Annotated in this window: 22 protein-coding genes; 15 read left to right on the top strand and 7 right to left on the bottom strand. The window is 60.7% G+C overall.

Annotation, left to right across the window (positions count from 1 at the left end):
* Positions 1 to 145 precede the first annotated feature (145 nt).
* Complete coding sequence (locus K0B93_RS14670; RefSeq protein WP_219867901.1) at positions 146 to 2590, top strand: EAL domain-containing protein; 2445 nt, start codon at positions 146 to 148, stop codon at positions 2588 to 2590.
* A gap of 30 nt (positions 2591 to 2620) precedes the next feature.
* Here the strand turns inward: K0B93_RS14670 and argH are convergent, their stop codons facing one another.
* Positions 2621 to 4030, bottom strand: a complete 1410-nt coding sequence (argH, locus tag K0B93_RS14665) for an argininosuccinate lyase (protein WP_219867900.1) — start codon at positions 4028 to 4030, stop codon at positions 2621 to 2623.
* 173 nt (positions 4031 to 4203) lie between these two features.
* Here argH and K0B93_RS14660 point away from each other — a divergent pair, with 173 nt between their 5' ends.
* The 6 genes from K0B93_RS14660 to K0B93_RS14635 all read left to right on the top strand — a co-directional run bounded on the left by K0B93_RS14660 (position 4204) and on the right by K0B93_RS14635 (position 10180).
* A complete protein-coding gene (locus tag K0B93_RS14660) occupies positions 4204 to 5196 on the top strand; it encodes a sensor histidine kinase (protein ID WP_219867899.1) in 993 nt (330 codons plus the stop codon).
* A gap of 9 nt (positions 5197 to 5205) precedes the next feature.
* On the top strand, positions 5206 to 5967 hold the full coding sequence (locus tag K0B93_RS14655; RefSeq protein ID WP_219867898.1) for a LytR/AlgR family response regulator transcription factor: 762 nt from the start codon (positions 5206 to 5208) through the stop codon (positions 5965 to 5967).
* Between the two features lie 95 nt (positions 5968 to 6062).
* Positions 6063 to 7004 carry a hydroxymethylbilane synthase gene (gene hemC, locus K0B93_RS14650; protein ID WP_219867897.1) on the top strand — a complete coding sequence of 314 codons (942 nt, stop codon included), beginning with the start codon at positions 6063 to 6065 and terminating at the stop codon, positions 7002 to 7004.
* The gene (locus K0B93_RS14645) at positions 6985 to 7797 is read left to right on the top strand and encodes a uroporphyrinogen-III synthase (RefSeq protein ID WP_219867896.1); all 813 of its coding nucleotides are present in this window, start codon (positions 6985 to 6987) and stop codon (positions 7795 to 7797) included. The genes hemC and K0B93_RS14645 overlap by 20 nt, the downstream gene beginning before the upstream one ends.
* An 8-nt stretch (positions 7798 to 7805) precedes the next feature.
* Complete coding sequence (locus K0B93_RS14640) at positions 7806 to 8942, top strand: uroporphyrinogen-III C-methyltransferase (protein WP_219867895.1); 1137 nt, start codon at positions 7806 to 7808, stop codon at positions 8940 to 8942.
* Positions 8939 to 10180, top strand: coding sequence for a heme biosynthesis HemY N-terminal domain-containing protein (locus K0B93_RS14635; RefSeq protein WP_219867894.1), 1242 nt, complete (start codon positions 8939 to 8941; stop codon positions 10178 to 10180). Before K0B93_RS14640 ends, K0B93_RS14635 begins: the two co-directional genes overlap by 4 nt.
* Before the next feature lie 42 nt (positions 10181 to 10222).
* On the opposite strand, the gene K0B93_RS14630 is transcribed toward K0B93_RS14635, so the two are convergent.
* The 3 genes from K0B93_RS14630 to rho form a co-directional block, all read right to left on the bottom strand.
* Complete coding sequence (locus K0B93_RS14630; protein ID WP_219867893.1) at positions 10223 to 11215, bottom strand: 2Fe-2S iron-sulfur cluster-binding protein; 993 nt, start codon at positions 11213 to 11215, stop codon at positions 10223 to 10225.
* Between the two features lie 12 nt (positions 11216 to 11227).
* Positions 11228 to 12715, bottom strand: a complete 1488-nt coding sequence (gene ubiD, locus K0B93_RS14625; protein ID WP_219867892.1) for a 4-hydroxy-3-polyprenylbenzoate decarboxylase — start codon at positions 12713 to 12715, stop codon at positions 11228 to 11230.
* A gap of 159 nt (positions 12716 to 12874) precedes the next feature.
* A complete protein-coding gene (gene rho / locus K0B93_RS14620) occupies positions 12875 to 14137 on the bottom strand; it encodes a transcription termination factor Rho (protein WP_219867891.1) in 1263 nt (420 codons plus the stop codon).
* Between the two features lie 366 nt (positions 14138 to 14503).
* Between rho and moaB the strand changes: the two genes are divergently transcribed.
* The 4 genes from moaB to K0B93_RS14600 are packed head-to-tail and all read left to right on the top strand — an operon-like array spanning position 14504 to position 17054.
* Complete coding sequence (gene moaB, locus K0B93_RS14615; protein ID WP_219867890.1) at positions 14504 to 15076, top strand: molybdenum cofactor biosynthesis protein B; 573 nt, start codon at positions 14504 to 14506, stop codon at positions 15074 to 15076.
* 37 nt (positions 15077 to 15113) lie between these two features.
* Positions 15114 to 16328, top strand: coding sequence for a gephyrin-like molybdotransferase Glp (gene glp / locus K0B93_RS14610; protein WP_219867889.1), 1215 nt, complete (start codon positions 15114 to 15116; stop codon positions 16326 to 16328).
* 2 nt (positions 16329 to 16330) lie between these two features.
* A complete protein-coding gene (moaD, locus tag K0B93_RS14605; protein ID WP_219867888.1) occupies positions 16331 to 16606 on the top strand; it encodes a molybdopterin converting factor subunit 1 in 276 nt (91 codons plus the stop codon).
* A gap of 1 nt (position 16607) precedes the next feature.
* A complete protein-coding gene (locus K0B93_RS14600) occupies positions 16608 to 17054 on the top strand; it encodes a molybdenum cofactor biosynthesis protein MoaE (RefSeq protein WP_219867887.1) in 447 nt (148 codons plus the stop codon).
* Between the two features lie 118 nt (positions 17055 to 17172).
* Here K0B93_RS14600 and trxA read toward each other — a convergent pair whose 3' ends face one another.
* Positions 17173 to 17499 (bottom strand): thioredoxin TrxA, encoded by a 327-nt coding sequence (gene trxA, locus K0B93_RS14595; RefSeq protein ID WP_012139190.1) that lies wholly within the window; start codon positions 17497 to 17499, stop codon positions 17173 to 17175.
* A 246-nt stretch (positions 17500 to 17745) separates the two neighbouring features.
* Between trxA and ppx the strand changes: the two genes are divergently transcribed.
* Positions 17746 to 19272 carry an exopolyphosphatase gene (gene ppx / locus K0B93_RS14590; protein WP_285368608.1) on the top strand — a complete coding sequence of 509 codons (1527 nt, stop codon included), beginning with the start codon at positions 17746 to 17748 and terminating at the stop codon, positions 19270 to 19272.
* Between the two features lie 6 nt (positions 19273 to 19278).
* Here ppx and K0B93_RS14585 read toward each other — a convergent pair whose 3' ends face one another.
* Positions 19279 to 21228 carry an ATP-binding cassette domain-containing protein gene (locus K0B93_RS14585; protein ID WP_219867886.1) on the bottom strand — a complete coding sequence of 650 codons (1950 nt, stop codon included), beginning with the start codon at positions 21226 to 21228 and terminating at the stop codon, positions 19279 to 19281.
* A 46-nt stretch (positions 21229 to 21274) separates the two neighbouring features.
* Between K0B93_RS14585 and K0B93_RS14580 the strand changes: the two genes are divergently transcribed.
* From K0B93_RS14580 to K0B93_RS14570, 3 genes are all read left to right on the top strand, one after another.
* Positions 21275 to 21832 carry a TIGR02444 family protein gene (locus K0B93_RS14580; RefSeq protein ID WP_219867885.1) on the top strand — a complete coding sequence of 186 codons (558 nt, stop codon included), beginning with the start codon at positions 21275 to 21277 and terminating at the stop codon, positions 21830 to 21832.
* Positions 21829 to 22212: a DUF4124 domain-containing protein gene (locus K0B93_RS14575; RefSeq protein ID WP_219867884.1), complete on the top strand. Its 384-nt coding sequence runs from the start codon at positions 21829 to 21831 to the stop codon at positions 22210 to 22212. The genes K0B93_RS14580 and K0B93_RS14575 overlap by 4 nt, the downstream gene beginning before the upstream one ends.
* Before the next feature lie 124 nt (positions 22213 to 22336).
* Positions 22337 to 23068 (top strand): FKBP-type peptidyl-prolyl cis-trans isomerase, encoded by a 732-nt coding sequence (locus K0B93_RS14570; protein WP_219867883.1) that lies wholly within the window; start codon positions 22337 to 22339, stop codon positions 23066 to 23068.
* A gap of 78 nt (positions 23069 to 23146) precedes the next feature.
* Here the strand turns inward: K0B93_RS14570 and rsd are convergent, their stop codons facing one another.
* Positions 23147 to 23626, bottom strand: coding sequence for a sigma D regulator (gene rsd / locus K0B93_RS14565; RefSeq protein ID WP_219867882.1), 480 nt, complete (start codon positions 23624 to 23626; stop codon positions 23147 to 23149).
* Between the last annotated feature and the right edge of the window lie 48 nt (positions 23627 to 23674).

The raw sequence follows: 23674 nt of genomic DNA, 5'->3' as shown, positions 1-23674 counted from the left end.
GGCAGCTCCGGGGAGAGGTTCTTTTAAGTGTCAGTATCAGTATGATGGACGCATCGTGGCAAAACCGACAAAAAAATAAAAGCGGTGCCGGCACGTTCCGGGCAACCTGAAGAATCATAGCGAAGAAACCCGAGGCTCACCCGTCGTGAAAGAATTCGTCATCCGTCGTTACCGTTCCGATCAGCCCAAAGGATCTGAACGCAGCGCACTGCTGCGTATCGATGACGAGGGCAAAGTGCTGTTTGCTGACCGCCATGCCGAGTCCGTACTGGGTTACGACGCCAGCGAACTCGAGGGTCAGCCGGTCCACCGGGTATTGGCCTCCCGGCAGGACGACCCCTTTGCCCCGGCTAACCGGCACCGGATTGAGCGCGGGCAGGATGCCTTGATCACCTTCCGGCACAAGGAAGGATTTTTTTACACAGCCTGCCTGAGCCTGCGCAAGAACATGCGGGATTCCGACAAGGCCGCCAGCGCCAGCATCACCCAACGGGACAACGGCAACATGGATCCACGGCTGCTGGCATCGGCCGAGGACAGCGCCGCATTCGGGATCTGGGAGCTGGACACCCAGACCAACGAAATGACCTGGACCGAGGGCGTTTTCCGGTTGCTGGAACTGCGCCCGGGTTCCGAGATCACGCCCGAACAGGCTCTGTTTTACTGCCAGACGGGCCAGAACCGGATCCGGGCAATGTTCCGCCGGTGCATTCGATCAGGCGAGCCGTTTACCGTGGAACTGAACCTGCTTACCGCACGCCAGAACATCCGGCGGGTCACGATGAATGGCCGGGCCCTGAAAGACGGCAAGCGCATTCAGCGCCTGGGCGGGATCCTGGTGGACCATACCCCGGTGATGCAACGCGATCAGGCCCGCCAGCATGCGGTGCAGATACTGACCGCCACCACGCAGGCGACGCCCGACCTGGTTGCAGCCGTTGATCGTGACCTGAAGCTGCTGCACTTCAACCAGCCTTTCAGCCATCAGTTCGCCAACGTGTTTGGCATCACCCCCAAACCTGGCGACAAACTGGCACAACTGCTGCCGGATTATCCCAACGAGCGACGGCTCATCGAACGGCTTTGGCAGCGGGCATTCGACCGGGACAGTTTCGTAGTGGAGATGCCGCTGGCCCAACAGGACCGGGAGCTACCCGTCTACGAATTCCATTACCAGCGACTGACCGACGGTCAGGGCGAGACGATCGGGGCTGTGCATGTGGCCCGCGACATCAGCCATCGCGTCAATCACGCTACCAGCAGTGAATACCGCATCCGTCACGATCCGGTTACCGGGCTGATGAACCGTCGTGCCTTTGTCGCCCGGCTGTTGCGGACTCTGGAACAAAAAACCCATCGGGAATCCTGCGACAGCCTGTTGTACCTGGACCTCGATGAGTTCGAACGTTTCAACGATCTGGCCGGCAACGGCACCTGTGACCGTTTTCTCCGGGAGCTGGCCGGCAATCTGGGCGTTCGCGTGCGCCAGCGGGATGCACTGGCGCGACTTTCCGGCGACACTTTTGCGCTGCTGATCGAGAATTGCCCCGAACCCAGGGCCAGGAAAATTGCCGAGGACATCCTCGAACTGATTGGCGAGTTCGTCTTCGAATGGCAGGGCCACTCATTGCGAACCACCGCGTCCGGCGGCCTGCTGATGATGGACAGCGAGGTACCCGGCAACCCGGAACAGCTCCTGAGCCAGGCCGCAGATCTCTGCCATACCGCCAAGACCTCCGGCCGCAACCGCATCCACACCGCCAGGGCGCTGGCGCTTCAGACCGATGAAGGCACCACGAACCGGCAGGTGGCACAGATCCGAAAGGCCCTGGACGAACAAAGCCTCATTCTCGCCTATCAGTCACTCAAACCGGTTGCCAGCGTAACCTGGGGGGATCACATCGAAATCCTGTGCCGCATACCCGGCGATGGCAACGGTCAGGACGAGCTCCGCCCCGACCAGTTCCTGCCAGTTGCCGAACGGTTCGATCTTGCCAAGCGCCTCGATCGCCAAGTGATTCGCCAGACCCTCAGCTGGCTGGACAACCATCGGCTGCTGGAACCCCGATTGAAGTACTGTGGCTTCAATCTGTCCCTCGCCAGCGTTCTGGACGACACCTTTGCGGATTTCCTGGAAAGCCTGCTACAGGATTCACCGTTCGCCCCGGAGTGTTTCTGCCTGGAAATCCGTGAAGCCCACGCTACCCAGTATCCCGACGACGTGGCGGTACTGTGTGACTCCCTGCACCGGATCGGGTGCCGGGTTGCCCTGGATGGTGCCGGTGCGTCGGTGGAGAGTTACAGCCTGGCGGCCAAGTTGCCGGTGGACATCATCAAGCTCGACCGTCGGATGATGCAGCACTTTGAACACGACCCAGTGCAACAGGTGATGGTCGAGGCCCTGCACCGCATCGCCGAGGTGGCGGGCAAGCAGACCGTGGCGACCTTCATCGAAAGCGATAACGCACTCAGCAAGGTCAGAACCCTGGGCATTCACTACGGTCAGGGCTTCAGGCTGTCACGCCCACAGCCGCTGGCCGAACTTACCCCGGCAGCAGTGGACCTGAGCACCGGCCGCATCGGCGGCTAACCGCTACCCCCGGAGACCAGCGCGGCCGGATCAGCCCAGCTGCGTGCGGGCCCGCGCCACTGCTGCCCGGACCTGGTCGGGGGCCGTGCCCCCGAGGTGATCACGGGCCTGAACGGAACCTTCCAGAGTAAGGACATCAAAGACGTCCTCGCCGATCACATCGGAGAACTGTTTCAGCTCGTCCAGGGTCATGTCCGACAGGTCCCGGCCTTCGGCGACACCGAAGGCCACGGACTTGCCGACAATTTCATGGGCATCCCGGAAGGCCACGCCCTTCTTGACCAGGTAGTCCGCCAGGTCCGTGGCCGTTGAGAATCCGCGCTTGGCCGCCACCCGCATGTTGTCAGCCTTGGCGCGGATGGCAGGAATCATGTCGGCGTATGCCTTGAGACAGCCTTTGATGGTATCGACTGTGTCGAACAAAGGCTCCTTGTCTTCCTGGTTGTCCTTGTTGTAGGCCAGCGGCTGACTCTTCATCAGGGTAAGCAGGCTGATCAGGTGGCCATTCACGCGACCGGTCTTGCCGCGCACCAGTTCGGGCACATCCGGGTTCTTCTTCTGGGGCATGATTGAGGAACCGGTGCAGAAACGGTCCGGCAAGTCGATGAAATCAAACTGGGCAGAGGTCCACAGCACCAGCTCTTCGCTGAAGCGGGACAGGTGAGTCATCAGCAGAGCGGAGAAGCTGCAGAACTCAATGGCAAAGTCGCGGTCGCTGACCGAGTCCAGTGAATTCTCGGTGGGCCGGTCAAACCCCAGCAGTTGCGCCGTCATCTGCCGGTCAATGGGATAGGTGGTGCCGGCCAGCGCAGCTGCGCCCAGAGGCATGATGTTCACGCGCTTTCGGCAGTCCTGAAGGCGCTCGGCATCACGCACCAGCATCTCGTACCAGGCCAGCAGGTGATGGCCGAAGGTCACCGGCTGGGCCGTCTGCAAGTGGGTAAAGCCCGGCATGATGGTGTCCGCCTCCCGCTCAGCCAGGTCCAGTAGGCCGGTTTGCAGGCGCTTCAATTCCTCGGCGATCACATCAATCTCGTCGCGCAGGTACAAACGGATATCGGTGGCCACCTGATCGTTTCGGCTGCGCCCCGTATGCAGCTTCTTGCCGGTGATGCCGATACGGTCGGTCAGGCGGGCTTCGATGTTCATGTGAACATCTTCCAGACTCACCGACCATTCAAAGGTGCCGGCCTCGATATCAGCCTTGACGCCTTTCAGGCCTTCGATGATCGTGTCGCGCTCTTCGTCAGTCAGCACGCCCACGGCGGCCAGCATGGTGGCATGAGCGATGGAACCGGTGATGTCGTGATGATAAAGGCGCTGGTCAAAACCCACGGAGGCAGTGAAACGCTCCACGAAAGCGTCGGTGGGTTCGCTGAAGCGTCCGCCCCAGGGTTTTTCGGAGGTTGTGGTCTGGTCAGACTTATTCTGATCCGTCATGGTCTATCTTTCCTGCTGACAGCCCGGCATCATCTGGCGGGAATTGGGTACATTGAACGTGGCGGGAGTATAGCATTCTGACCCGTGTAAAGGAGCCACCCCTGAGCGGCGACAAAGGTGTAACAGTCAACGATTTCTTCGTTCCGGACCTGTGCCGGGTTCGGGCGGTGTTCATGCTCCTCGTCACCAGCGAACTGCTGGTTCTGGTCCTGGCGATTGTTCAGGCAAAAGCGGGCTGGATCGACTGGAACTATTTCGGCCTGCTGTCGCTGTTCGTGCAGTGGACCACGCTCACCAGTGCCGCCCTGATCTGTCTGCTTCGGCAGCGGCTGGCAAAAATGTCGGTGCCCCGGGCCACCCTCAGCATCGTTGCCATCGTTCTGCTGGATGTGCTGGCCTTCAGCCTGTTTGCCGACAGCGTCCTGCATCCCCAGGTCGGAATTGCGGTCTGGCAGGACGTCGCGAAGAAGCTGTTGCTGGCACTGCTGATCGCGCTGATGGTGCTCCGCTACTTCTATCTCCAGCATCAATGGCAGCAGCAGCGGGAAGCGGAAATGCAGTCACACCTGACGGCGCTGCAGGCCCGTATCCAACCCCACTTCCTGTTCAACAGCATGAACACCATTGCCAGTCTGATTGCGGTAAACCCGGATCAGGCCGAAGAGGCGGTACTCGATCTCTCGGAACTCTTTCGCGCCAGCCTGCGAACTGTGGACCAGTTGATACCCCTGTCCAAGGAACTGGACCTCTGCCAGCGCTACCTGGCCATCGAGGCCCTGCGCCTGGGCGATCGCCTGACCCTTGACTGGCACATCGAACCCGGACTGGAACAACAGGCCATCCCACCCCTGACCTTGCAGCCACTGGTGGAGAACGCTATCTACCATGGCATCCAGCCCAGACCCGACGGCGGCACCGTGCGCGTGGAGGCACAGGCCCGGGGCGATTTTGTATACTTGCTGGTTCAGAATCCGAAACCGGATCACAACGACCGGCAGCATGAAGGCAACCGCATGGCGCTGGCGAACATCCAGTCGCGTCTGCAGGCCCTTTTCGGCGAGCCTGCAGTGCTCAAGCACAGCCACCAGAACGACATCTACACGGTGACGCTGCGACTGCCGCGCCAGAGCGCCAACTTGCAAACAAAAACGAACACAGGGATCTGACCACCTGACATGCAAAGTACGCCCTCGCCCACCCGACGCATCCTGATCGCCGACGACGAACCACTCGCGCGGGAACGCTTGCGTCGCCTCGTGGATTCCCTGCCTGGCTACCGGGTCTGCGGCGAAGCGGCGGACGGAGATGCCGCCCTCAGGCAGATCGCGGAACTGGAGCCGGACATCCTGCTGCTGGATATTCGAATGCCGGGCATGGACGGCATGGAGGCAGCCGCCCGGCTGGGTCAGCTTACCAACCCGCCGGCGCTGATTTTCTGCACGGCCTACGATCACTACGCCATGCAGGCTTTCGACGTTCAGGCCACTGCGTATCTGCTCAAACCGGTGCGCAAGGAGGCTCTGGCAGACGTGCTCGAGCGAGCCGGACGGGTTAACCGGGTCCAGCTTCAAACCCTGACGGAGCTGAGCACCGAGGACGACGAACAGCTGGCCGTCAGGACCTACCGGGGCACCGAACTGATTGATCTGGCGGACATACTCTACTGCGAGGCCGACCACAAGTACGTCACCCTGCACCATGCCAACGGGGAAACCGTGTCCGATTACACCCTGAAAGAGCTCGAAAGCACCTACCCGCGCCACCTGCTGCGCATTCACCGCCACACCCTCGTTGGAGTTCGCTTCGTGCAGGCGCTGAAGCGAACGCCGGACGGCCAGAGCCTGGTGGTGCTCCGCGGCAGCCGGGGGGAACTGCCTGTCAGCCGTCGCCATGCCAGCAGCGTGCGCCAGTGGCTGCAGGAACACCAGCCGGGCTAGTCCAGCCCCTCGGCATACCCGGACATCCCCGGCGGGACTTTTTTTCCGTCACAAGGTAACCTTGGCGGACATTTTCCGAACCGGCAGTGAGTGTCATGTCAAAACGTACCCTTCGCATCGCAACCCGCAGCAGTGCCCTGGCACTGTGGCAGGCCGAATTCATCAAGGCCGAGCTGGAACGCCTGAACGACAATGTCGAGGTCGAGCTGGTGAAGATCAAAACCCAGGGCGACAAGATCCTGGACGTCCCCCTGGCCAAGATTGGCGGCAAGGGGCTGTTTGTGAAGGAACTTGAGGAGGCCATGCTGGACGGCCGGGCCGATCTGGCCGTGCACTCCATGAAGGACGTCCCCATGACGTTTCCGGAAGGTCTGGGCCTCGTCGCCATCTGCGAACGCGAGGATCCCACTGACGCCTTTGTCAGCAATAACTTCGACAATGTTGATGCTCTTCCGGACGGAGCCGTCGTGGGCACCGCCAGTCTGCGCCGCGAAGCCCAGCTGCGGGCCTATCGCCCGGACCTCCAGATCCGGGTCCTGCGGGGCAATGTAAACACCCGTCTGGCGAAGCTGGACGCCGGCGATTATGACGCCATTGTGCTGGCCAGTTCCGGTCTCAAACGCCTGGGTTTCCACGACCGGATCCGCTACTGCCTGCCGGACACCGTGTCGCTGCCGGCGGTGGGCCAGGGAGCCCTGGGGATCGAGTGCCGGCTGGATGACAGCGAGCTGCGCAACATGCTGGCCGTTCTGAACCACAAGGACACCTGGGACCGGGTCAGCGCCGAACGCGCCCTGAACCGTCGGCTTGAGGGCGGCTGCCAGGTTCCCATTGCGGCCTACGCCCTGCTTGAAGACGAGCACACTCTCTGGTTGCGGGGCCTGGTCGGCGCCGTCGACGGCACCCAGATCTTCCGGGTCGAGGGCCGAGCTCCGCGGGGTGAAGGCGAACGTCTTGGCCGGGAACTGGCCGAAGACCTGCTGGCACTGGGTGCCGACAAGGTGCTTGCTGAAATTTATGGCCACACCCCACGCTGACCCCCTCCGTATTGACGGCCGGCGCATCCTGATCTGCCGGCCCGAACCCGAGGCTTCCCGCCTGGCCCAGTGCTTTCGCGCTGCCGGGGCCGAAGCCCGGGTGCTTTCCCTGATCGAACGCGAACCCCTGCCGGAAACACCGGAACGGCGTGCGCTGATCCTCGATCTTGATCACTTCTCTCACATCATCACCGTCAGCCCTTACGCCGCGCGCCTGTTGCTGGACGAGCTGGATATCTGGTGGCCGCAGATTCCAGCGGGAATCCGCTGGTACGCCGTTGGGGCCGGAACGGCGGCGGTCCTGGCAGACCAGGGCCTGAGCATTCGCAAGCCCGCCTGCGGCTGGACCAGTGAAGCCCTGCTGGCGTTACCGTCGCTGGCCCAGGTCAAAGGGGAACGGATACTGCTGGTGCGTGGCGAGAACGGTCGCGAACTGATTCGCGAAACCCTGGAGGCCCGGGGTGCCCGGGTCTCCCTGCTGCCGCTGTATCGACGCATGACGCCCACCTACAAGCCCGGGCACATCAAGAACCTTCTGGGGGACTTTGCACCGGAAGCGGTCATCACCCTTTCGGGCGAAACCTTGAACAATCTCATCGCACTATGTGCGAATAGCGGCCATAATCTATACGATAGGTTATTGATTGTTCCCGCAGATCGGGTCGCCGAGCAGGCGCGCGCAGCGGGATTTGAGAATCCGTGCATACCAGGAAGCCTTGCCGATAACGACATTGTGGCCACCGTTGCAGCGCAACTGAACGGCCAGAACGGTGGCTCCGGAAAAGCCAAGTAAGGACGCCCGTGACTGAGACAACTGACCAACTGCCCGCCACCATTTCCAAGGAATCGCCCAAACGCCAGAGACTCTGGCCGGTGTGGCTGATTGCCCTCCTGGCCCTGGCCCTTGCCATAGCCCTGGCCCTTTGGAGCTGGCAACAGTGGAACAATCATCAAGCGGTTCAGCAATCGCTCACCAACCTGCAACAGGATACCCAGCAGCTGGAGGACCTCTACGGAGATCGTGGCAGCCAGCAAAATCAGCGGATACAGGCGCTGGAGCAAAAATTGGCGGCGCAACGGGAACTGATCGCCACCCAGCAACGCCAGATCGACCACAACGCCCGGGAGCTGCTGGAAGCCGGTAATCGCACCCGCACCGACTGGTTGCTGGCTGAAGCCGAATACCTGCTGCGGATCGCCAACCAACGGCTTATGATCGAGAAGGACATCCGGGGCGCCCTTTCCGCCCTGCAGGCCGCCGATGAAGTGCTCACTGAATCGGACGACATCGGGGTGTATCCGGTCAGGCAACAGCTGGCCCGGGAAATCCTTGCACTCAAGGGCATCAGCGGGGTTGACCGCACCGGCCTTTACCTGCAACTGGAAGCCGCCATCGACAGCATCCACCAGCTTACCGACCAGGCTCTGATCAATTCACAGGCGCCCGGCTTCATTGCTGAAGACGGCGGGGATTCGTCGTCTGAAAACGGCAGTAATGCCAACGCCCTGGCCGAGGGCTGGGACACCTTCAAAACCACCTTGAAGCAGGTGGTGGTGGTCCGTCGCCTGGATGAGCCGGTCAAACCCCTGCTGTCCCCCGACCAGAGCGCGTACGCCCGCCTGAACCTGCAATTGATGCTGGAAGAAGCGGAAATGGCCGTACTTCGAGGCAACCAGCCCCTCTTCGAACGGGCGCTGGCCAAAGCAAGAAACACCATCGATAACTGGTACGACGCGAGCAATGCGCGGGTAATGGCGCTCTCCAACACCCTGACCGAGCTGGCCGACCGGAACGTCGACCCGACGCTGCCGGACATCAGCAAGTCCCTGGGCCTGCTCAAGGAACGCCTGGCCGGGCGGCTCCAGGCCAACGACGAAGACGACTCCAACGCCCGAAGCAGCGGCGAGACCGAAGGCAACGGAGGCGATGATTCATGATCCGTTTGCTGTTCATCGTCCTGCTGGCCCTGCTGATCGGTACCGGGCTATCACTCGGACTGCAGTACGACCTTGGCTACATTCGCATCAGCCTGGGCCATTATCTGATTGAGACCAACTTCTGGGTGGGCGTGGCGTGCCTGGTGGTGCTGGTCACCCTCATCGTCGTCAGCCTCAACCTGCTTCGTCGTTTCCGGCGAAGCACCGGAGTCGTGGCCGGCTGGCTCGCCCGGGGCAATGAACGGCGAGCCCGCCGGCGCACCACCCAGGGTCTGCTGGCACTGGCCGAAGGTAACTGGCCCCGGGCGCGAAAACTGCTGACCTCAGCCGCGGGCAATGCCGATACCCCACTGATCAATTACCTTGCCGCCGCCCAGGCCTCGTTTGAGTCCGGTGACCACGAAGCGGTCGATGAACTGTTGCGAAAGGCCTTCGAGAGTACGCCCGGGTCGGATATGGCCGTCGGCATCACCCAGGCCCAGTTGCAGCTTGCCGGCAACCGCCTTGAGCAGGCACTTGCAACCCTCGTGCGCCTGCGCAAGCAATCGCCGCATCATCCGTTCGTACTCAAACTGCTGAAAAACACCTACCTGCGACTGGAAGACTGGCGGGAGCTGTCAAAACTGCTGCCGGAACTGCGCAAGCGCAATGTGCTGCCAGAGGACGAATTCCACGAGTTGCAGCGCCTGGTCTGGCATAACCTGCTGGAGAGCGCCGCCGAGGACTGTCGCCGGCAGCAGAAAGAGGACCCGGACGCCTCCCTGGAGCCGCTGACCCGACTGTGGGACGAGTTGCCCGGCTACCTGCGCAGGGATGAGTACACCATCCGGGACTACGCCCGCCTGTTGGCGGACCTTGGGGATGAGGCGCAGACCGAAACCTTGCTCCGCAAGGTCCTGCGCAATCACTGGAGTGACGAGCTGATCAACCTGTACGGCCGAATCCGGGGGCAGAAACTGGACGAGCAGCTGCTGCTGGCAGAGCAGTGGCTGAAGGACCGTCCGAACAATCCGGAATTACTGCTGGCACTGGGGCGACTCAGTCTTCGCAATGAGCTGTGGGGCAAAGCCCGGGAATACTTTGAGACCAGCCTGCGATTGCGCCGCAGTCGGGAGGCCCTGGCGGAACTGAGCCGGCTGAACGCCCACATGGGTGAGGAAGAAGTCAGCATCAAGCTGATGATGCAGGGGCTGGCGAACGACAACGGACTGCCCGAACTGCCCATGCCAAAGGCCTGAAACAGACCAACGGGCGGCCCATCGGGCCCGCCCGGTAGCGGATCAACTACGGGGCGCGTACTCCAGTACGTCCGAAAAGAACGCCCCTTCCGGCAGGCCAGCCTCGGTCAGCGCATCCATCAGGGTATACACCATCGTGGGCGAGCCACTGGCGTGCACCTCCACGTTGCGCCAGTCCATTCCAGAGGCCAATACGGCCCGCACCAGCTGATCGTGGTGGCCACCCCAGTCATTATCCTCATCGTCGCCGACAACCGGCAAAAAGGTGAACGGGGGCCAGTCCTGTTCCCATTGCTGGGCCAGGGACCGCAAGTACATATCCTCGTGGCGGCGCACGCCCCAGTATAGTTTCACCGGCTGGTCGTAGGAGGTACCCCGCAGGTAATCCACCAGACTCTTCATCTGGGCGAAACCGGTTCCGGCAGCCACCAGAAGCAAGGGCTTGGCAGGCGCCGCTGCCAGGCAAGCCTTGCCATGGGGCAACTCCAGAGTCACTTCCCCGCCTGTCGTCAGGGCATCAATCACCTTCTGGGCTGAGACCCAATCCGGCGACGCCTGGATGTGCAGCTCAATGTTTTGCTCGGACGGACTGCTGGCGATCGAGAAGTAGCAGGGATCGGCGTCGGGCAGGTGCACGGACAGGTACTGGCCGGCATGAAAGGACAGTTCCCGACGCCGAGGAAGCTGGAGCTCCACACGGAACACGTCGTGACTGATGGACCGGACGTCCACCACCTTTGCCTGGAACTTGCGAGGCTGAATATTTCCGGCGGCCATAACGGCGTTTATCTCCAGTTCAAGGTCACCCAACGCCCGACTTCTGCACATCATCAGGCGTTCAGTGACCGGAATCTTCTGTTGGTTTCGGGTATTGAGAACGGCCCCGACCAGTAACCGGGCTTCGCAGATCTCACACACCCCATTGCGGCAAGCGGCGGGTACGTCGATACCGGCGCGGGCAGCCGCACTGAGCAGATCGTCATCCGGGCCAACGTCATAGCTGAGCCCGGACGGCTTCAAAACGACCCGATACACTTCGTTGCCCACTTACTCGGGGCGAGCGGGGCCGGTTTCAATGCCCAGACTGTCCCAAAGCTCATCAACCCGCTGCTTGACCCCGTCGGTCATGGTGATGGGCGTGCCCCACTCCCGGTCGGTCTCGCCGGGCCATTTGTTGGTGGCGTCCATACCCATCTTGGACCCCAGCCCGGACACCGGTGAGGCGAAATCCAGGTAATCAATGGGTGTGCTCTCCACCAGCATCGTATCCCGGGCGGGATCCATGCGCGTTGTCATTGCCCAGATCACATCTTTCCAGTCCCGTGCATTCACATCATCGTCGGTGACGATGACGAACTTGGTGTACATGAACTGACGCAGAAACGACCATACGCCCATCATCACCCGTTTGGCATGGCCGGGGTACTGCTTCTTCATGGTCACCACTGCAAGGCGATAGGAACAGCCCTCGGGTGGCAAATAGAAATCAACAATCTCCGGGAACTGCTTCTGCAGAATCGGGATGAACACTTCATTCAGGGCGACACCGAGAATCGCTGGCTCGTCAGGTGGCCGACCGGTGTAGGTGCTGTGGTAGATCGGATTCTTGCGATGGGTAATCCGCTCAACCGTGAACACTGGAAACTCATCAACTTCGTTGTAGTAACCGGTGTGGTCCCCGAACGGCCCTTCCGGCGCTGTATCGTCCGGGTAAATAAACCCTTCCAGCACAATCTCGGCACTGGCCGGCACCTGCAAATCGCTCAGACCGGCCGTTACGAGCTCGGTTCGACTACCGCGCAGCAGGCCGGCAAACGCGTACTCAGAGAGGGTATCGGGTACCGGTGTCACTGCGCCGAGTATGGTGGCCGGATCCGCCCCCAGCGCCACCGCGACCGGATAGGGCTGACCCGGGTTGGCTTTCTGAAACTCCTGGAAATCCAGGGCGCCACCCCGATGACTCAGCCAGCGCATGATCAAGCGGTTTCGTCCGATCACCTGCTGGCGATAAATACCGAGGTTCTGCCGCTCCTTGTAAGGCCCGCGGGTAATCACCAGCGGCCAGGTCACCAGAGGCCCGGCGTCGCCCGGCCAGCAGTGCTGCACCGGAATCTGGTACAGGTCCACCCGATCCTTTTCAATTACCACATCCTGACAGGGCGCCGAGCGGAGCACCTTCGGGCTCATGCGCATGACCTGCCGGAACAGCGGAAGCTTCTCGATGGCATCCCGGAAGCCCTTGGGCGGATCCGGTTCCTTCAGGAACGCCAACAGCTTGCCGATATCCCGCAGCGCCGTGACGTTCTCCTGGCCCATGCCCAGGGCAACCCGCTTCGGCGTGCCAAACAGATTGGCCAGCACCGGCATGTCATAGCCCTTCGGGTTTTCAAACAGCAACGCCGGCCCTTCTGCCCGCAGGGTGCGGTCGCAGATTTCCGTCATTTCCAGATGGGGATCAACTTCAACAGAGATGCGCTTCAGTTCGCCCAGTTTTTCCAACTGGTCAATGAAGTCTCTCAGGTCGTTGTATTTCATCGTGTGCTCCGAAGGTTTCGGGCTTTTTACGGGCTTGGCTAGTTATTGGATGTCTTTGCTGAGCGCACAGAGGGAAGGAGGTTTGTGGCGCGAACCTGTTCAGGATGTCAGTGCCGAAGGGCGGATGCGCAATCGCATCCGCCCTTCGGAGCACGTCAATCAGCGACGCTTCATCGACTGGAAGAACTCGTCGTTGGTCTTGGTGTCCCTGAGCTTGTCCAGCAGGAACTCGATGGCCGCGGTGTCGTCGTCCATGGAGTGCAGGAGCTTACGCAGGATCCAGACCCGCTGGATGTCCGCCTCACTCATCAGCAGGTCTTCCCGGCGGGTGCCGGAACTGCGGATGTTGATGGCCGGATAGGTCCGCTTTTCAGCGATTTTCCGATCCAGGTGGATCTCCATGTTGCCGGTACCCTTGAACTCCTCGTAAATAACTTCGTCCATCTTGGACCCAGTATTTACCAGCGCCGTCGCGAGGATGGTCAGGCTGCCGCCTTCTTCCACATTCCGCGCAGCACCAAAGAAGCGCTTCGGCTTTTCCAGGGCATGAGCATCCACACCACCGGTCAGAACTTTACCGGAGGACGGGATAACGGTGTTGTAGGCACGAGCCAGTCGAGTGATGGAATCCAGCAGGATCACCACATCTTTCTTGTGCTCAACCAGACGCTTGGCCTTCTCGATCACCATTTCTGCGACCTGAACGTGACGGGCCGGCGGCTCGTCGAACGTCGAGGCGATCACCTCGCCACGGACCGTGCGTTGCATTTCGGTCACTTCTTCCGGGCGCTCGTCAATCAGCAGCACCATCACATGGCACTCGGGATTATTGCGGGTGATCGACTGGGCAATGCTCTGCATCAGCAGCGTCTTACCGGCCTTGGGCGGGGAGACGATCAGACCACGCTGGCCCTTGCCGATGGGCGCCACCAAATCCAGTACCCGAGACGACAGATCCTCGGTACTGCCGTTTCCGGCTTCCAGGGTCAGGCGTTCCTCGGGGAACAGCGGCGTGAGGTTTTCAAACAGAATTTTGTTGCGGGCATTGTCCGGCTTGTCGAAGTTAATCTCGTTAACTTTCAACAGGGCAAAATAACGCTCCCCATCTTTCGGTGGGCGGATCTTGCCAGCAACGGTATCGCCGGTACGCAGGTTGAACCGACGGATCTGGCTCGGCGACACATAAATGTCATCAGGCCCGGCCAGATAAGAGGCGTCGGCGGAACGGAGGAAGCCGAAACCGTCCTGCAGAATTTCCAGTACGCCGTCACCGTAAATGTCTTCGCCGCTCTTGGCATGCTTCTTCAGAATCGTGAAGATCACATCCTGCTTGCGCGAACGAGCCAGGTTATCGAGGCCCATCTCTTGCGCAATTTCGAGCAATTCGGGCATGGATTTCTGCTTGAGTTCAGTAAGATTCATAGTTTGTTGAATTTTCAGGAATGGAAGTAAACGGGTAATGGGATGACAGGGGTGCCCCTGAACGAGTTGATCAATAATTAAAGTCGTTGAACTTGATGCTGGCCAGATGGAGCAACCGGGTGTAGATGGAGTCCGGAATTTAAGGTACTGAAGCCAGAGAGTGGGAACAACCGTTCGCCGGGCAAAAGCGATCATCGGCCACCTGACTGGCGAATGTCAAGTACACTGCCCAAATTAACGCCAATTTCATTGAGCGCCCCGGTTTGGAACCGGCGACTCCCACTGAGGGGGTACCCCCTTCCAATCATCATCCGTCACACGGATACTGGTACCTATAGCCCAATACTACCCTACGGAGCCCACTCCATGAGCAGCGAAAGCACCAGCGAACTGACGCCTCTGAACATCGCCCTTCTGACCGTCTCGGACACCCGGGGTCCGGATCAGGACACTTCGGGCCAGTTTCTTGAAGACAGCATCATTGAGGCGGGTCACAAGTTGGTGGCAAGGAGAATCTTGCCGGACGACATCTATCTGGTGCGGGCCCTGATCGCCAACTGGATTGCAGACCGGGGAGTTCACGCCGTGATCATCACCGGTGGCACCGGTTTCCACGAACGTGACAGCACTCCCGAGGCCGTGGAACCGCTGTTTGACAAGGCCATTGAAGGTTTTGGTGAGGAATTCCGGCGCCTGTCGGCGTCGGAAATCGGCTCATCCACCATTCAGTCCAGGGCCTTCGGGGGCATGGCCAACCACACCGTGATTTTCTGCCTGCCAGGCTCAACCGGAGCCTGCCGTACCGGCTGGAATGGCATACTGAGTTCCCAACTGGACAGCCGTCACGGGCCCTGCAACTTCTCTGCACTGGTGCTGCGCAAACCGGAACGGTCGTACCACCGGGTGCATGAAATCATTGGCACCCGCGCCGAACAGTAACGCCCCAGGTCAAAATACCACAAGGAGTAGACACCGGATGGCCGGCCCCAACCTGATCTCCCTCGAAGACGCCCTGACACACCTGCTGGCCAGAGCTCCGGCAATGACCTCAAGTGAATCGGTCGACCTGAGCAAGACCCTGAACCGCATTCTGGCGGAGGATCAGACCGTTCCGGCCGACGTCCCCCCGGCCGACAACAGCGCCGTGGATGGCTATGCCCTGAGACAACGGGATGTGCAGCCCGGACGACCGCTGCCAGTCTCGGCCCGGATTCCCGCCGGGGAAGCGCCGCGCCCGCTGACTGAAGGCACCGTGGCACGAATCTTCACCGGCTCGGAGATACCCGAGGGCGCGGATTCGGTGGTCATGCAGGAACGGGTGGAAATCAGGGATGCTGGCATCCAGGTATTGGCGGAGGTAGCCGAAGGCCAGAACATTCGGCGCCGGGGCCAGGATCTGGCAAAAGGCGATCTGGCGCTGGCACAGGGCACCGTCATCCGCCCGCAGGAAATGGGGCTGCTCGCGTCCATGGGCGTGGCCCGGGTGCGAGTGCAGTCGAAGCTGAAAGTCGCCATCCTGACCACCGGTGACGAGCTGGTGGATCCGGGCACGCCGCTGGCACCGGGTCAGATCTACAACACCAACCGTTTTACCTTGCTCGGCCTGCTTGAGCGCACGGGTTGCGACGTGGTCCTCTGCGAATCCCTCGAAGATACCCGGCAGGCAACCCGTGAAACGCTGCAACGTGCAGCAGACAGCGCCGACCTGATCATCACCACCGGCGGGGTGTCCGTGGGCGAAGAGGATCATGTGCGGGCCGTGCTGGAGGAATCCGACGCCCTGTCGCTCTGGCGCCTGGCCATCAAACCGGGCAAACCTCTGGCGTTTGGCGAGATCGGGGGCACTCCGCTCCTGGGCCTGCCGGGCAACCCGGCCGCAGTGCTGGTTACGTTCCTGGTGATCGTCATGCCGTTCATACGCAAGTGCCAGGGCCGGCTGCGCACCGAATTCACTGGCCAGTCGCTGCCCGCCGCCTTCCAGAACGATGCCACCTCCATCCGCCGGGAATTTGTCCGCGCCCGCAAAGAGCTTCGGGACGGACAGGCCTGCATTGCCGCCTACCCGAACCAGAGTTCCGGGATCCTGAGTTCCGCCTGCTGGGCGGACGGCCTTGCGGTGGTTCCGGAGAACACTCCGGTCAGGCCCGGCGATGTGATAACGTTTTATTCGTTTGACGAACTTCTGGCGTAATTATGACCACAAAGACAACAGACAAAGACAACATCACCGTCCGCTTTTTCGCCCGGCTTCGGGAAGAGCTGGGGACGGACCAACTGACGATGCCGGCGCAGCCGGGACTGACCACTGCCCAGATCCTGGCCGAACTGGCCCGCCGCGGTGGGGCCTGGTCGCAGCTTCAGGGCAGCCAGCCGGTCATGATTGCGGTGAACCAGACGATGGCCAAACCCTCTACGCCCGTTGAGAGTGGCGATGAAGTCGCGTTTTTCCCGCCGGTAACGGGAGGCTAAGATGATTTCGATCCAGACTGCGGACTTCGATCCTGCTGCCGAGTATGCCGCCTTGCGAGACAGCGGCGCGGGGACCGGCGCCATTGCCACCTTCACGGGGCTGGTCCGGGACAGCGGAGACATGAAAGGCGTGACGGGGCTCTACCTGGAGCACTACCCCGGGATGACTGAACAGGTAATTGGCGCCCTGATTGAAGAAGCGTCGACACGCTGGAACGTGCGGAAAGCCCGGGTCATTCACCGGATCGGCCACCTGGCGCTGCAGGACCAGATTGTGTTTGTCGGGGTCTGCAGCGCCCACCGGGAGGATGCATTTGCCGCTTGCCAGTTTGTCATGGACGCACTGAAAACATCGGCGCCCTTCTGGAAAAAAGAAATGACCGCATCAGGCGAGCATTGGGTCGAACAGAAGGCATCCGATGTCGCTCGCAGTAAAACCTGGGACTAACCGACCACCTCGACACAGCACACCACCCCATCGACTGCCCCGCAATGGCGTTGTCACAGACACAAAAAACCGCCCGTGAGCCTTCGCTCAGGGGCGGTTTTATTCAACCGGTCCGCAATCAGAGATTGCTGTCCAGGAAGGCCGCCAGCTGCGACTTGGACAGGGCGCCCACCTTGGTCGCATCGACATTACCGTTTTTGAACAGCATCAGGGTCGGGATACCACGGATGTTGAACTTGGGCGGAGTCTGCTCGTTCTCGTCGATGTTCAGCTTGCAGATCTTCAGCTTGCCATCGTACTCGTCGGCAATTTCTTCCAGTACCGGAGCAATCATCTTGCAGGGGCCACACCACTCCGCCCAGTAGTCAACCAGTACGGGAACGTCGGACTGCAGTACGTCCTGCTCAAAAGAAGCGTCGGTTACGTTTACGATATTTCCGCTCATTACCTTTTCCTGATTCGTGCGCCCCACGTCATGCCAGCCTGTTTGTCATACTGCGGCAGGGCGCTGTTCACTTCGCTGAAAGGCGGCCACGAGACCGGCAACCTTTCACCCTAATCGAGATAGGGCCTACTTTACGCGATTGGTCCGCAGTATGTGAAGCAGTAGATCCGCCGTGCGTTACTGACAGCCCTGAGGGATTTCGCTTATAGTAGCGCGAACGCTAACCTTAAAAGGATTTCGACCAACGTGACGGCCGCATCCACTGCCGAAAACGCTGCCCCCTCGTCGGAGGTTCTTGCAGCCATCGATATGGGCTCCAACAGCTTTCACATGGTCGTTGCCCGACTGGTGCACGGAGAGATCCGCACCCTGGAAAAGATGGGGGAGAAGGTTCAGCTTGGCGCCGGACTCGATGAACTAAATCGCCTGACGCCCGAAGCCCAGGACCGCGGCCTGGCGTGCCTCAGCCGCTTTGCCCAACGCCTGAAAGGCATGCCGCCGGAATCGGTCCAGATCGTTGGCACCAATGCCCTGAGGGTGGCGCGGAATGCGGGGGAGTTCATGGACCGGGCCGAAGAGGTTCTGGGCTACCCGGTAGAGATCATCGCCGGACGGGAAGAAGCCCGCCTGATTTACCTGGGAGTGTCGCACACCCTGTCGGACGACATCGGTCGCCGACTGGTCATTGATATAGGCGGCGGCAGCACCGAATTTATCATCGGCCAGCGCTTTGAGCCCCAGGAACTCGAGAGCCTGCACATGGGCTGCGTCTCGTTTCGGAACCGCTATTTCCCCGATGGCAAGATCACCCGCCGGCAGATGGACAAGGCCATCACCCACGCGGAACTGGAACTGCTGAACATTCGCCGTCACTTCCGCTCCATCGGCTGGCAGAGTGCGGTCGGCTCCTCCGGCTCCATCAAGGCCATTGCCAGCGCCCTGGCCACCCTCAAGATATCCGATGGCACGATCACCATGATGGGGATGCAGGAACTCCGCAAACGGCTGGTGGACATGGGCAAGACCGAAAAACTGGGTGACCTCGGGGTGCGTTCAGACCGCCAGAGCATCTTTCCGGCCGGCTTTGCCATCCTCATGGCGGCCTTCCAGTCCCTGGGTATCGAGGAAATGGAGTTTGCCGACGGCGCTCTCCGGGAGGGCCTGCTGTACGACATCGCTGGTCGCATCCGCCATGAAGACGTGCGCGAGCGAACGATCTCGGCACTGCAGGAACGCTACCACGTTGACCAGGAGCACGGGGCTGCCGTGGAGGCGACTGCCGTGGCGGCCTGGCAGCAGGTGGCCGACACCTGGGGCCTGCGAACCGCCAGCGACGAGGAAGTACTTCGCTGGGCCTGCCGTCTGCACGAAATCGGCCTGACCATCTCGCACAGCCAGTATCACAAACACGGCGCCTATCTGCTCCGCTATTCGGACCTGCCCGGCTTCAGCCAGCAGTTCCAGCGCGATCTGGCGACGCTTGTGCGCGGCCACCGGCGCAAGTTTTCTCCGGCCATCTTCGAGGGCCTGGATCCAGAAGACCGGACCCGACTGCGTTACCTGTGCGTGCTCGTGCGGCTCGCCGTGTTGATACAACACCCCCGCAACCTGGAATCACCGCCCGACTTCACCTTGCACGCCCACGACAACAAGCTGATACTTGAGTTTGCCGAAGGCTGGCTGGACGATCGCCCGCTCACACGGGCCGATCTGGAAAACGAGCGCGATTACCTGTCCAAACAGGATTTCGAACTGCACATAGCCGGAGACTGACGGAGCCTAGCCCGTCAGTTCCCCTTCCAGGGATTCAACCGCTTCACTCACCTCCAGCCACTGAGCCTCGACCTCCTCCAGGCGCCCCTTGGCCTCTGCCTGCTTGCCCAGTAGCTCCTGCAGCATCGCCTTTCCGCCAGCTTCATAGAGCTGCGGATTGGCAAGATCCGCCTCAAGCGCCTTCAACGTTCGCTGCAGGCTATCCATGTCCCTTTCCAGCGCTGACTGCTGCTTGCGATAGGGACTGAGTTTTTGTCGGAGGGCCGCCTCAGCCCGCTTTCGCGCTTTCCTGTCTTCCGCGCTCTCGCCGATGGCGGCCTCCGGCTGAACCGCGGCCGACGCCTGGGCGTTATCGTCCCGCCGCCTGGGAGCCTCACCATCATCTTTGCGACGGTCGGCCAGCCAGCGCTCGTAATCCTCGAGGTCACCCTCGTATTCAGTGACCCTACCGTCGTTGACCAGCCAGAACTCATCAACCGTGTTGCGCAACAGGTGACGATCGTGGGAAACCACCACGATGGCGCCCTCAAAGTTCTGCAAGGCCATGGTCAGGGCCTGGCGCATCTCCAGGTCCAGGTGGTTGGTCGGCTCATCCAGCAGCAACAGGTTCGGTTTCTGCCAGGCGATCACCGCCAGTGCCACCCGGGCTTTCTCGCCACCGGAAAACGAGCGAATGGGGCTCAGCGCCTCATCACCGTGAAAATCGAATCCTCCGAGGAAATTGCGAATGCTCTGCTCGGAGGCTTTCGGTGCCAGTCGCTGCAAATGCAGAAAGGGACTGGCATCAAGGTCGAGGGATTCGAGCTGATGCTGGGCGAAATAGCCGATGGCCAGATGTTCGCCACAGGTCCGCTCTCCAGCGAGCAAGGTGCTCTCGCCCCGCAGGCCGTCCATCAGCGTGGACTTGCCCGCTCCATTTGGGCCCAAAAGGCCAATTCGGCTGCCGGGCAACAGGGTAAGGTTAATACCATCGATAATGGGTTCCTTGCCATGGCCAGCCTGACCGTTGCGGATGGACAGCAACGGGTTGGAGACTTTGTCCGCAACCGGAAACTCGAAACTGAATGGCGAATCAATGTGGGCAGGCGCGATGCGCTCCATGCGTTCGAGGGCCTTGACGCGGCTCTGGGCCTGCCGGGCCTTCGTCGCCTTGGCCTTGAAACGGTCAATGAAGCGCTGGATTTCAGCAATTCGGGCCTGCTGGCGCTCGAAACCGGCCTGCTGCTGGGCCAACCGCTCGCTACGCTGCCCCTCGAAGGCCGTGTAATTGCCAGTGTAAAGCTCCAGTTGACGGCGGTCGAAGTGCACCACATGCGTGGCCACCCGATCCATGAAATCCCGGTCATGGGAAATGAACAGCAGAGTGCCCGGGTATCGGCGGAGCCAGTTCTCCAGCCACAGGCAGGCATCCAGGTCCAGGTGGTTGGTTGGCTCATCCAGCAGCAACAGATCCGAGGGCCGCATCAGCGCCTGGGCAAGGTTGAGGCGAATGCGCCAGCCACCGGAGAACGCTGACACTGGCCGGCCGGTGTCCTGATCCGAAAAACCAAGGCCACGCAGCAGGGCGTCGGCCCGGCGGGGGGCTGACCAGGCCTCGTGGACGTCCAGTTCCCCATGAATCCGGGCCTGGGCATGGTCATCGCCACGGGCTTCGGCGTCGGCCAGTTCCGATTCAAGGCGCCGAAGATCAAGATCTCCGTCCAGGACAAAGTCCCGGGCGCTTCGCCCCGAGGCTTCGACTTCCTGGGCCATGTGCGCGATCCGGCAGCCGCCCGGCAACGAAACGCTGCCCTGTTCCGGCGCCAATTGCCCCAGCAACAGCTGGAACAGACTGGATTTTCCGGCGCCATTGGCGCCGACAATAGCCACACGCTGACCGGGCTGGACAGTGAGGTCGACCGACTGTAGCAACCAGACGCCGCCCCGTTGTAAACTGAGATCGGTTATCGTTAACATGAGTTCATTTTATCAACGTACAGTTGTGAGAGAAGGCTTGGTTGTCATGCCGGTTTTACCCGAGAGCCACACCGAAATCCCGGCAGAACACCTGAAAATTCCAGAACAATTGGAACCAGATAGCCCGTTATGGCGTTTTGCTCTCACGTTCTGGCAAAAGGCGGGCGTTCAGGAAGCCTGCCTGGCACTGCAATTTCAGGGCTGGAGCGTTACCCGAATCCTGTGTGCCTCGTGGTTGGCGCTGAACGGCCGAACGTATACTGGCTCAGAGGACGCTACGGTAACAGAGTGGCGCAATCATGTAACCGGTGCCTTGCGAACCGTTCGGAAATTGCTTCCAAAGGCAAGTACGGACCTGAACAAACTGCGACAGGGCGTCGCTGGCCTGGAGCTGGACGCGGAACGCATCGAACTGGCACTGGCTTGGCAGACACTGATGACCAACAACCCGGAAACCGGAGATATGCACGGACGCGAACATCTGATCCATGCGAATCTTGAGGCTGCCGCCCCCACAACGGTCGATGCCGGAAGTGTGGAGCCTTTACTGAATACACTGGCCGGTGCGCTGGCCGACGTCTCCAAGGGAGAATTCCAGCCATGATGATGAAATGGCTTATCCGGCTCTCGTTCCCGGCCCTGGGCCTGCTGCTGTTGCTGATTTTCTTTGGCCTCAACGCTCCGGAACAGGTTTCCGAGCCGGTCGCCGAAGAGACACAGCCGGAGATCCCGGCCTTTGAGGGCCTGGTTCCATCTCCGATAACAACGGACGGACCCGACATCGTGTTCAAATGGCAGGACACCGACGGTAGCTGGCACTATGCAGACCAGCCACCGGCCAATGGCCCATGGAACACGCTGGCTATCGAACGTCCGGAAAAGGAACTGTCTCGGAACCATGCCGCGGACCCGGAAACCGACTGGCAGTCGCCCTACAGGGCCCCCTTCTCGCTGGGCCCGACTGCCGGCGTTAACGGCAGCTGACCAGAACCGTCCGGTTTCTTAACACATGTTCAGTGGCAACTGCCGCCAGAACCCGTTACCTTCTGCGTTCTGACATACACCTTTCGGGGCAAGCGCCCCTGCACATACGTCAAAGGATGAAGCAATGAAGAAAACACTGCTTGCGCTGGCAATGACCGGCATCGTCGCTGGCTGCTCAACTCCGCCGGAAACCCCGGAAGAGCCGAAACTGGAATCCACCGACCAGAAAGTCAGCTACGGTATGGGACTGGTGCTCGGTGAACGTATGAGCAATGATCTTCCGGACCTGCAGATGGACCAGTTCCTCCAGGGTATCCAGCATGGCCACGCCGGTGATGAAGAAGCCCAGCGCATGAGCCGCGAGGAAATTCAGCAGGCGCTGATGGCCTATCAGCAGGAGATGCAGCAGAAGCAGTCCCAGCAGATGGAAGAGCTGGCCCAGAAGAACAAAGAGGCCGGCGAAGCTTTCCTGGCTGAAAACGCCAACCGCGAGGAAGTGGAGACCACCGATTCAGGCCTGCAGTTTGAGGTTCTCGAAGAGGGTTCCGGCGAGAAGCCTGGCGCCACCGATACCGTGCAGGTCCATTATACAGGCGAACTGCTGTCCGGTGAGGTTTTCGACAGCTCCCGCGAACGGGGCGAGCCGGTCACTTTTGCCCTGAACCAGGTCATTCCTGGCTGGACTGAAGGTCTGCAGCTGATGAACGAAGGTGCCCGATACAAGCTCTACATTCCGTCCGAACTCGCCTACGGCCCGGGCGGCAACCGCGCCATCGGTCCGAACGAGACCCTGGTCTTCGATGTTGAACTGCTGGACATCAACCCGCAGGCAGACGAAGACGCCGCTTCGGAATAACCCGCAGCCATCAAAAAAGCCTCAGTCCGGTTACCGGTGCTGAGGCTTTTTTTTTGCCCTGGCGCGTGGGCGACGTGATCAGGCGGACGCCACCTTGCCCGCATGCACGTTGTGCAGGTGTTCGATCAGAAAATCTTCCATTTCGAAGCGGCTTTCCAGGGTTTCACCCAGCTTCGACAGTTCGTCGAACAAAGACTTGATATCCTGCTCAGACAGTTCACGACCGTCTAACCGATCGTTGAAATTCAACGCCACCTCGGTGGTCTGCTCGATTCGCGGGTAGACCTTGGCAGCCAGCTCAAGGCCGCCATCGTTGAACTCGCGGGCCTCCCGGACCAGCTGTTCGTAGATCTCGAAATGGCCGGTAGACACGTAATCCACCAGAACCTCACACAGACGCACAAACTTTTCTTTCAGGGCCTCGGTCTGGGAAAAATCACTCTCCCCGGACAGTTCACAGTAATGGACCAGCAATTCCTGACGTTCTTTGAGCCAGCGATCAATGAGCTCGCTGACGCCGCCCCAACGTTCCCTGGCATTTCGGCAATTTTCCAACATGGCGCCTGTTCTCCAATCGGTAACCCGGATCTTCTGTCTCGGTCTCGT

Origin of the sequence: Marinobacter sp. F4218 (assembly GCF_019443085.1) — a bacterium.
In the GTDB taxonomy this organism is placed as follows: Bacteria; Pseudomonadota; Gammaproteobacteria; order Pseudomonadales; family Oleiphilaceae; genus Marinobacter; species Marinobacter albus.
The sequence above is the reverse complement of the archived record's forward strand: the minus strand, read 5'-3'. Positions and strand labels throughout refer to the sequence as shown.

Bases quoted from the DNA above. Each gene is read 5' to 3' on its own strand.
- K0B93_RS14570 (WP_219867883.1), top strand. From the start codon at position 22,337: ATGAAGAAAACACTGCTTGCGCTGGCAATGACCGGCATCGTCGCTGGC.
- K0B93_RS14580 (WP_219867885.1), top strand. From the start codon at position 21,275: ATGCCGGTTTTACCCGAGAGCCACACCGAAATCCCGGCAGAACACCTG.
- hemC (WP_219867897.1), top strand. From the start codon at position 6,063: ATGTCAAAACGTACCCTTCGCATCGCAACCCGCAGCAGTGCCCTGGCA.
- K0B93_RS14660 (WP_219867899.1), top strand. From the start codon at position 4,204: ATGCTCCTCGTCACCAGCGAACTGCTGGTTCTGGTCCTGGCGATTGTT.
- trxA (WP_012139190.1), bottom strand. From the start codon at position 17,499: ATGAGCGGAAATATCGTAAACGTAACCGACGCTTCTTTTGAGCAGGAC.
- K0B93_RS14655 (WP_219867898.1), top strand. From the start codon at position 5,206: ATGCAAAGTACGCCCTCGCCCACCCGACGCATCCTGATCGCCGACGAC.
- argH (WP_219867900.1), bottom strand. From the start codon at position 4,030: ATGACGGATCAGAATAAGTCTGACCAGACCACAACCTCCGAAAAACCC.
- rsd (WP_219867882.1), bottom strand. From the start codon at position 23,626: ATGTTGGAAAATTGCCGAAATGCCAGGGAACGTTGGGGCGGCGTCAGC.
- moaB (WP_219867890.1), top strand. From the start codon at position 14,504: ATGAGCAGCGAAAGCACCAGCGAACTGACGCCTCTGAACATCGCCCTT.
- K0B93_RS14585 (WP_219867886.1), bottom strand. From the start codon at position 21,228: ATGTTAACGATAACCGATCTCAGTTTACAACGGGGCGGCGTCTGGTTG.
- K0B93_RS14600 (WP_219867887.1), top strand. From the start codon at position 16,608: ATGATTTCGATCCAGACTGCGGACTTCGATCCTGCTGCCGAGTATGCC.
- K0B93_RS14575 (WP_219867884.1), top strand. From the start codon at position 21,829: ATGATGATGAAATGGCTTATCCGGCTCTCGTTCCCGGCCCTGGGCCTG.
- moaD (WP_219867888.1), top strand. From the start codon at position 16,331: ATGACCACAAAGACAACAGACAAAGACAACATCACCGTCCGCTTTTTC.
- K0B93_RS14645 (WP_219867896.1), top strand. From the start codon at position 6,985: ATGGCCACACCCCACGCTGACCCCCTCCGTATTGACGGCCGGCGCATC.
- K0B93_RS14635 (WP_219867894.1), top strand. From the start codon at position 8,939: ATGATCCGTTTGCTGTTCATCGTCCTGCTGGCCCTGCTGATCGGTACC.
- ubiD (WP_219867892.1), bottom strand. From the start codon at position 12,715: ATGAAATACAACGACCTGAGAGACTTCATTGACCAGTTGGAAAAACTG.
- rho (WP_219867891.1), bottom strand. From the start codon at position 14,137: ATGAATCTTACTGAACTCAAGCAGAAATCCATGCCCGAATTGCTCGAA.
- glp (WP_219867889.1), top strand. From the start codon at position 15,114: ATGGCCGGCCCCAACCTGATCTCCCTCGAAGACGCCCTGACACACCTG.